Source organism: Streptomyces sp. NPDC056486, assembly GCF_042795295.1.
Lineage (GTDB): Bacteria > Actinomycetota > Actinomycetes > Streptomycetales > Streptomycetaceae > Streptomyces.
The window spans coordinates 44193-52591 of record NZ_JBHTSF010000058.1; the positions used below are offsets into that span (position 1 = coordinate 44193).

The window sequence follows — 8399 nt, forward strand, 5'->3', positions numbered from 1 at the left end:
AGGTCACACCTGCTCGCGGCTCTCCACCACGCCGACGAGCTTGGCGAGCGCCTCGTCGCGCGGAATGCCGTTCTCCTGCGAGCCGTCGCGGTAGCGGAAGGAGATCGTGCCCGCGTTCATGTCGTCGTCACCGACGATGATCATGAAGGGGACCTTCAGCTTCTGCTGCGTCCTGATCTTCTTCTGCATGCGGTCGGACGAGGCGTCCACCTCGACCCGCAGGCCCTTCTTCTTGGCCTCGGCCGCGAACTCCTGGAGGTAGGGGATGTGCGCGTCCCCGACGGGGATGCCCACCGCCTGCACCGGGGCGAGCCACGGCGGCATCGCGCCCGCGTAGTGCTCAAGGAGCACCGCGAAGAACCGCTCGATCGATCCGAAGAGCGCGCGGTGGATCATCACCGGACGCTGCTTGCTGCCGTCCGGCGAGGTGTACTCGAGGTTGAAGCGCTCCGGCAGGTTGAAGTCGAGCTGCACGGTCGACATCTGCCAGGTGCGGCCGATGGCGTCCTTGCACTGCACGGAGATCTTCGGGCCGTAGAAGGCGGCGCCGCCCGGGTCGGGGACCAGCGGGAGGCCCTGCTTCTCGGCGACCCTGCGCAGGGTCTCGGTGGCCTCTTCCCAGGCCTCGTCCGAGCCGACGAACTTCTCCGGGTCCTTGGTGGACAGCTCGAGGTAGAAGTCGGTCAGGCCGTAGTCGCGAAGCAGGTTCAGGACGAAGGTGAGCGTCGTGTCGAGCTCGTCCGCCATCTGCTCCTTGGTGCAGTAGATGTGCGCGTCGTCCTGGGTGAAGCCGCGGGCACGGGTCAGACCGTGCACGACGCCCGACTTCTCGTACCGGTACACGGTGCCGAACTCGAAGAGGCGCAGCGGCAGTTCACGGTAGGAACGCCCGCGCGCATCGAAGATCAGGTTGTGCATCGGGCAGTTCATGGGCTTGAGGTAGTAGTCCACGCCCTCGTCGAGCTGCATGGGCGGGTACATGCCGTCGGCGTACCAGTCCAGGTGGCCCGAGGTCTCGAAGAGCTTCCCCTTCGTGGCGTGCGGGGTGTAGACGAACTCGTACCCCTCCTCCTCGTGGCGGCGCCGCGAGTAGTCCTCCATGACCCGGCGGATGATGCCGCCCTTGGGGTGGAAGACCGCCAGACCCGAGCCGATCTGCTCCGGGATGGAGAAGAGGTCGAGCTCGCTGCCGAGCTTGCGGTGGTCGCGCTTCTCGGCCTCGGCGAGGAACTCCAGGTGCGCCTTGAGCTCGTCCTTGGTGGGCCAGGCGGTGCCGTAGATGCGCTGGAGCATCGGGTTCTTCTCGCTGCCGCGCCAGTACGCGGCGGCGTTGCGCATGAGCTTGAACGCCGGGATGTTGCGGGTGGTGGGCAGGTGGGGACCGCGGCAGAGGTCCTTCCAGCACAGGTCGCCGGTCTTCGGGTCGAGGTTGTCGTAGATGGTCAGCTCGCCGCCGCCCACCTCGACATCCGCGCCGTCGTCGCTGGACGCGGAACCCTTGATGCCGATGAGCTCCAGCTTGTACGGCTCGTCGGCGAGCTCCTCGCGGGCGGCCTCGTCGGTGACGACGCGGCGCGAGAAGCGCTGGCCGCGCTTCTGGATCTCCTGCATCTTCTTCTCGACGGCCTTGAGGTCCTCGGGAGTGAAGGGCTTCTCGACGTCGAAGTCGTAGTAGAAGCCGTTCTGGACCGGCGGGCCGATGCCCAGCTTGGCCTCGGGGAAGAGCTCCTGCACGGCCTGCGCCATCACGTGTGCGGTGGAGTGCCGCAGGATGTTCAGGCCGTCCTCGGAGGAGATCTCGACCGGCTCGATCTCCTCGCCGTCCTGTACGGCGTACGCGAGGTCCTTCAGCTCGCCGGCCACGCGGGCGGCGACGATGGTGCGCTCACCGGGGAAGAGTTCGGCGGCCGTAGTGCCCGTCGTCACCACGCGCTCTTCCCGCTCGGAATCGCGTTGGATGATCACACGGACGTCTGACACCGGTCTTCTCCTACCTGAAGGGGGTCGCGGCAGATCTGCTCCTGCGCGCGATACGAATCGTACCGAGCCGGGGGCGCCCATCGCGAAACGGTTATCCCCCGGTATCCCCCGGGCATCGGCCGCGCCCCGCCTCAGTCCCCGCCGCACGCCTCCTCGAAGAAGTCGAGATGCTCCTGGAGCGACTTCATCAGGCGGTCCTTCTCCGCCTCGTCCACCTGCACCGGCACCACTCCCGATGCCCCGGTGAGCCGCCTGAAGCCGCCCCGGCTCTCCAGGCGCCCGTGCACCCGGATCGGCAGCCCCACCAGATGGGCATGGCCCGCGATGCGGTACGACTCCTCGTCGAGGGTCATGCGTACGTGGGGGACGTCCACGCCCGCGAGCACCCGGACCCGCACCGTGCCCTCGCCCCGCGGCCCCGACCGCCGCATCCGCACCACGGACCCCGTGATCCGTACCGGCATGGCCGGCTCGTCCCGCAGATAGCGGGCGCCCGCCTCCCGGAGCACCGGCAGGTCACCGGGCGAGAACTCGACGGGCTCGGCATCCACGGCGCATCCCTCGGGCACCCCGGCGGCAGGCGCCCACTCCACGGCGACCCGCGCCCCTTCCGTGCCCCGCACCAGGGCCACGACGGCCTCCGTCAGCTCATGGCTGACGCCCGCCTCGACGGCGCCGTCGAAGGCGTCCATGCCGCCGGTGGCGCGGTGGTAGTCGACGGCCTCACGGACCGCGTACAGCGCCTGGTGCAGCCGCACCGCGAGGAGCCGCCCGGTCAGGACGGGCACGAACGCGGTCAGCTGCCGCCCGCCGGGAGCGGGCCCGACCAGGACGTTCTCCAGGGACGCGGCGGCGGGCCCGCGGTGCCGCGCCCCGTAGTACCCGGCACGGCCGCGCGCCGCGAGCGCCCCCGCGAGCAGCATCTGCCGTGCCGCCGCCCTCAGTTGCTCCTCCGCCGTCCAGGTCGCGGCGCCCGCGGGGCCTGCCGGGACGTCCCGCCACCAGCGGATCTCGTCGCTGGGCACGGTGAGCCCGACAAGCACGTCACGCGCGGACGGCGACGCGCTGCGCGACAGGGCGGTGAGCGCATCGCCGAGCAGGTCGTCGCAGTCGGGGAAGGCTCTGCTCTCCGGCACGAGCAGACTCGTGCCGGAGCCGCCGGGCCCCGGCGGGGTCCAGCGGGCGTAGCGTCCTGCCGCTCCCCCGCGCCGGTTCCAGCCGTGCCGGTCGAGCAGCGCGCCGAGCACGGCGGGGTCGACCTGCGAAGGGTCGGGAGGGCCCAGGGGGCTCCGGGGATCGGGCCAGGCGCCCGCGGCTTCAACGGGGTGCGGGCGAGCGGGGCGTAGCGGCTCTTCGATCGGGCGGTGCATCAGGGTCTCCCTCCCGTCCCGACCCGCGTCATGATCTCGCAGAGGGCCTTGTCGTCGAAGATCCGCGAGGTCGGGACGCGCACGGTGGTCCTGCGCCGGCCGGTCACCTGGTGTCCGGCGAGGTTGGTCCAGTAGCAGCAGTGCCGCAGGTCGAGCCGGTCATGACTCGCGCGCAGCCAGTCGTCCTGCGACCGGGGCACGAGCATCACGACCAGGATCTTGTGCACCGCGACCGGGGTGCGGGCGAGCTTCTCCAGGTGCGGATTGTCGAGCGTGAAGGAGAAGGCGGCGCCCGGTGGATTCGGCGGTATCTGGTACGTGCACTTGAGCTGCACCTTGATGGTGACTTCGTCGTCGACCGTGTGCCCGGGGGCGCTGTGGCTGACGTGCCAGTCGATTCCGTTGTCGGGAAAGGGCTGCGAGAGGGAGCACCCCGCCGCGGCGGCGACAGCGTGCAGATAACCCACCTGAAGGGTCTCCATACAGGCGGTGGTGGCGAGTGTGCCGCGCGGCGGTGCGATCCGCTCGGGCAGCAGCCCACCCTGTTCGGGCTGCGCGAGCGCCATGTTCCAACGTGCCTTCCGAACCAGTGAATCCCCGCTTCGGGCCGGTCAACTTCCAAACCCTGTACCTCTGTTGTCTCCGGGCTGCGTACAGCGCAAACGGCCCGGGTATCACCAGCGTGGGCAGGGGAGGAAAGCCATCTGCCGGACATGAACGAGGAGTTGCGTCACTATGACGTGCTGGTACGAGGGGCCCTTGGCCGCATTCGACACCGAGACCACGGGCGTCGACGTCGAGACCGACCGCATTGTGTCGGCCGCCGTCGTCGTCCAGCAAGGCGCGGGCACCCGCCCGCGCATCACCCGCTGGCTGGTGAACCCGGGCGTTCCGGTGCCCGCGGGCGCCACCGCGGTGCACGGACTTACGGAGGAACATCTGCAGCACAACGGCCGCTGGCCCGCGCCGGTGATGGAGGAGATAGCGAGGGAACTGGCGGAACAGGGCGCCGCGGGCCGCCCCATCGTCGTCATGAACGCCCCGTTCGATCTGACGATCCTCGACCGGGAGTTGCGCAGGCACCGCGCGTCGTCGCTCGACCGCTACATGGCGGGCTCGCCGCTGTGCGTCCTGGATCCGCGGGTCCTGGACAAGCAGCTCGACCGGTACCGCAAGGGCCGTCGCACGCTGACGGATCTGTGTGCGCACTACGCGGTGGAGCTTGACGAGGCGCACGACGCGGCGGCCGACGCGCAGGCCGCGCTGGATGTCGTACGCGCCGTGGGGCAGCGTTTCGCCTCCCGGCTCGAACGGCTCTCGCCGGCCGAACTGCACGCGCTGCAGGCGGTGTGGCACGCGGCGCAGGCGCGCGGTCTGCAGGCCTGGTTCGCGCGCAGCGGTACGCCGGAAACGGTGGATCCCGCATGGCCACTGCGTCCTGAAATGCCCGCGGCCGCCTGAGGGTTGCCGGCCTGGCACTGGCCTGAGGGCATGAAAAAACCGGTCCGTCGGTGACGGACCGGCATTCTCCGGGTGGGCGATACTGGGTTCGAACCAGTGACCTCTTCGGTGTGAACGAAGCGCTCTCCCACTGAGCTAATCGCCCGGGAACGGACTGAACAATACAGGTCTTCGCGGGTTTCCTTCAAACCGCTTCCGCGAGGACCGTCAGCCCCGCCTGAGGTGCGCCTTCAGGCCTCGCTCGCCCGCACGCATCATCAGCGCGTGGTTGAGGAGGAAGACGGGTCTCCCGGGAACGGCGAGGCGTCGCATCAGCGGTTTGCGCACCACCACTTCCTGGTCGTAGACGGCCCGCGTCCCGCCGGACACCTTCGTGACGGTCCAGCGCGCCCAGCCTTCCAGATCCCCGGTCATCGAGATCTCCAGGATCCCGGCCTCCGGGTCGCGGCGCCGTTCCTCGCCGGTGACGAACAGGTCGTACGGCAGCAAGGAGCGGAAACGCGCGGTGCCGGTGTGTTCGTCCACGGGCGCCACCTCGCGCACCTGTGGCCACCACGCCGGATAGTCCTCGGCGCGTTCGAGGACGGCGTACACGTCGGTGGTCGGCGCGGGCACGTTCCAGACGCTGCGGAAGCGGTAGTGGCTCCAGTCCATGGACCGAGTCTGCCGGTAGGGCGCCCGATCTGAGTACGTACTGAGTATCCGAACCGATGCCCGCCGCAGTGTCCTGGACCACACTCCACCGACATGACGAACATTCCGCCCCCGGCCGAGGAGCTCCGCATCCTCGACCTGGAGCTGCGTCGACTCGACGTGCGCAGGACACAGTTGCTGCAGCGCCGCGCCTGGCTGCTCGGCGCCCTCCAGGCGGCGGCCGCACCCGCCCCCGCTTCCCCGCGGCCGGTCCGCGGCCCCGAAGCCACACCGCCGAACGTGCAGAACGTGCTGCTCACCCTGGGCGGCATTCTGCTGACCATCGCGGCGATCGCCTTCACGCTGGTGAGCTGGGGGCATCTGGGCATCGGAGGGCGCAGTGCCGTCCTCGCTGCCGTGACGCTGACGGCACTCGGCGTGCCCGCGGCGCTGCTGCGCCGGAAGCTGCGTTCGACGGCGGAGACGGTGGGCGCGCTCGGCATCGCCCTGACCGTCCTCGACGCGTACGCCCTCCATGCCGTCGCCCTGCCACAGGCCGACGGCATCGGCTACACGGCGGCCGCGTCCGCGGTGCTCGCCGCGCTGTGGGCGGCGTACGGCCTGGCGTTCCGCGAGCTGCGGCTGCCTCTGCCGCTGGCCATGGCGACCGCGCAACTGCCCTTGTTCCTCTGGGTGAGCGCCGCGGACGCGGGTGACCACGCGACGGCGGCGGCGCTCCTGGTGACGGCGGCGTTCGACGTCGCCGTCGCGCTGCGGGTCGGCGACGCGGGCGTACGCGTCGTCGCCACCGTCGGCGCCTGCGCCGCGGGCCTGTGGGGTGCGGTGGGTGCCGGCTACCTGTCCTGGGCGGCCACGGATGTGCCCGACGCGCTGCGGGCGGGCGCGCTCCTGATGCTTGCGGCGGCGATCGCACTGGTGGCGGCGTGGCTGATCACGCAGGCTCCGCAGGCGTCGGGTGCGGCGTTCGCGGGCGGTCTGCTCGTGGCGGCCGGGGCCGGCGGCATGCTGCGCGAGGCGCTGCCCGCCGCGTGGACGGTTCCCTGCTATCTGGCGTGTGCCGTCGCCCTGTTGGCACTCGTACGCACCGCGTTGCCTCGCCCCGTCCTGCGTGGGGTCGCCGGGGCGGCACTCCTGGTGCACGCGCTCGCGGCACTGTGGACGCTGCCCGCGCTCGTCTCCGCACTTGCCGGGCCCGCGAGTTGGGCCGGGAAGGTCTGGTCGGGTGCGCCGCACGGCATGGACGGCGCCGTTGCCGTGCCCGGACTACCCGTGGAGCACCCCCTTACCGCCTCGCTCGTACTCGCGGTCGTCGCCGGGGTCCTGGTCGCGGCGTCCCGACTGCTACCCACGGCCACCGAGCACTTTGAAACCCCGACACATGCAGCACCGGCCCCTGCCGCACGGCCTACCACCCCTTCCACAGAGGCCGGAACGGGCCCCGGAGCACAGCGACACGGCGAACCGCCCCTCTCCCCCACCACAGCCCGTGGCACAGAGCCCAGCTCAGAGCCGGGCGAAGGACTCGACGCAGGCCCCGACGCAGGGCCGATCTCAGGTCTGGTCGCAGGACCCGGCACAAGTCCCCGCACAGGACCGGGCGAAGGTCCCGACGCAGAGCCCGGCACAGGCCCCACCGCAGGCCCCGGCGGAGGGCGGCGTAGCGTCCCCTCCCCCGCCGCGGCGCCGCCCACCGCACCGCACCTCGACAACCCCGGCATCGCCCGCTCCGGCGCCCTTGCTCTCGCCTGGGCCGCCTTCCTCATCCTCCCCTCCGCACTCCAACTCCCCTACGCGGCCGGCGTATCGGCGTACATCGCACTCACCGCCGCCCTGCTCGCCGCCGCGTCGCGCGTGCGGTCGAATGCGGTGGCCCTCACCTCCCTGAGCCTGGCGGTCGCCTCCTCGGTGAGCGTCGCGTTTCTGGCGCTGGCCACCGCTCCGGCGACGCTCGGCACCTTCGGCGCTCTGACGGCGCTGTCGCTGGCGGTGACCGTGTTCGCCGCCCGCCGCCCCGGGACCACCTCGGGCGTGGCAGTCACCACCGCCTGCGCCTCGGTCGCGTACGCCACCGCGCTCGCCTGCGCCTCGGGGGCCGCCCTGGACCTGCGCGCGGACCACATAGGGCTCCTGATGCTCGTCGTCCCGGCGCTCAGCGCCCTCGCCGCGGCCCGGCTCGGCCGTCACCCGCTGACGCTGCCGGTCGAGATCGCCGGGGCGCTCGCGGGCGGATTCGCCGTCGTCCTCACCGCGGAGCATGCGACGACCCTCGCCCTGGCCCTCGCGCTCGGCGGTGTCATCGCCGCGGGCACCGCGCTCCGCACGGACCGCCGCCCTGTCGGGTACGCGGCCGGGGCACTGTTCCTCCTGGCGACCTGGGTACGCCTGGCCGCCTGGGACGTCGAAACGCCGGAGGCCTACACCCTGCCGATCACCGTCCCCGCGCTCCTGATCGGCGCGCTGCGGCGCCGTCGCGTCCCGGACACGTCCTCCTGGACGGCCTACGGCCCCGGCCTCACAGCGACGCTCCTGCCGAGCCTCATCGCCACCTGGGGTGACACGCACTGGCAGCGTCCGCTGCTCCTCGGCACGGCGGCGCTGCTGATCACGCTGGTGGGTGCCCGGCACCGACTGCAGGCTCCGCTTGTGCTCGGCGGCACGGTTCTCGCCCTGGACGCGCTGCACGAACTCGCGCCCTACATCGTCCAGGTGGTGGACGCCCTGCCGCGCTGGCTGCCGCCCGCGCTCGCCGGTCTCCTGCTTCTCGCCATCGGCGCGACGTACGAACAGCGTATGCGTGACGCACGAAGGGTCCGGGACGTTCTCGGCAGAATGCACTGACCCCGCCTTTTCCGCGCGGCAGCCGACGGGGCATCAATTCCTTTGCGCCGCACGGGAAAACAAGCCAATACGACTGCGGCCCGGAGGCTTTAAGCC

General features: G+C 71.3%; 6 protein-coding genes and 1 tRNA gene. 2 read left to right on the top strand and 5 right to left on the bottom strand.

Features of this window, described 5'->3' with window-relative positions; all coding sequences use genetic code 11:
* Positions 1 to 3 precede the first annotated feature (3 nt).
* From thrS to ACFQ7F_RS23115, 3 genes are all read right to left on the bottom strand, one after another.
* The gene (gene thrS, locus ACFQ7F_RS23105) at positions 4 to 1980 is read right to left on the bottom strand and encodes a threonine--tRNA ligase (protein WP_383273313.1); all 1977 of its coding nucleotides are present in this window, start codon (positions 1978 to 1980) and stop codon (positions 4 to 6) included.
* Positions 1981 to 2111: 131 nt separating this feature from the next.
* Positions 2112 to 3353, bottom strand: a complete 1242-nt coding sequence (locus tag ACFQ7F_RS23110) for a hypothetical protein (RefSeq protein WP_383273327.1) — start codon at positions 3351 to 3353, stop codon at positions 2112 to 2114.
* Complete coding sequence (locus tag ACFQ7F_RS23115) at positions 3350 to 3916, bottom strand: DUF4365 domain-containing protein (RefSeq protein ID WP_383273315.1); 567 nt, start codon at positions 3914 to 3916, stop codon at positions 3350 to 3352. Before ACFQ7F_RS23115 ends, ACFQ7F_RS23110 begins: the two co-directional genes overlap by 4 nt.
* Before the next feature lie 169 nt (positions 3917 to 4085).
* Here ACFQ7F_RS23115 and ACFQ7F_RS23120 point away from each other — a divergent pair, with 169 nt between their 5' ends.
* Positions 4086 to 4811, top strand: a complete 726-nt coding sequence (locus ACFQ7F_RS23120) for a 3'-5' exonuclease (RefSeq protein ID WP_383273317.1) — start codon at positions 4086 to 4088, stop codon at positions 4809 to 4811.
* Between the two features lie 73 nt (positions 4812 to 4884).
* Here the strand turns inward: ACFQ7F_RS23120 and ACFQ7F_RS23125 are convergent.
* Positions 4885 to 4956, bottom strand: a tRNA-Val gene (locus tag ACFQ7F_RS23125).
* Positions 4957 to 5018: 62 nt separating this feature from the next.
* Positions 5019 to 5465 (bottom strand): SRPBCC family protein, encoded by a 447-nt coding sequence (locus ACFQ7F_RS23130; RefSeq protein ID WP_383273319.1) that lies wholly within the window; start codon positions 5463 to 5465, stop codon positions 5019 to 5021.
* A 93-nt stretch (positions 5466 to 5558) separates the two neighbouring features.
* On the opposite strand from ACFQ7F_RS23130, the gene ACFQ7F_RS23135 reads away from it, so the two are divergent.
* Complete coding sequence (locus ACFQ7F_RS23135; RefSeq protein WP_383273321.1) at positions 5559 to 8303, top strand: SCO7613 C-terminal domain-containing membrane protein; 2745 nt, start codon at positions 5559 to 5561, stop codon at positions 8301 to 8303.
* Positions 8304 to 8399 lie beyond the last annotated feature (96 nt).

Coding starts and splice junctions, on each gene's coding strand:
- ACFQ7F_RS23120 (WP_383273317.1), top strand. CDS start 4,086: ATGACGTGCTGGTACGAGGGGCCCTTGGCCGCATTCGACACCGAGACC.
- ACFQ7F_RS23135 (WP_383273321.1), top strand. CDS start 5,559: ATGACGAACATTCCGCCCCCGGCCGAGGAGCTCCGCATCCTCGACCTG.
- ACFQ7F_RS23115 (WP_383273315.1), bottom strand. CDS start 3,916: ATGGCGCTCGCGCAGCCCGAACAGGGTGGGCTGCTGCCCGAGCGGATC.
- ACFQ7F_RS23130 (WP_383273319.1), bottom strand. CDS start 5,465: ATGGACTGGAGCCACTACCGCTTCCGCAGCGTCTGGAACGTGCCCGCG.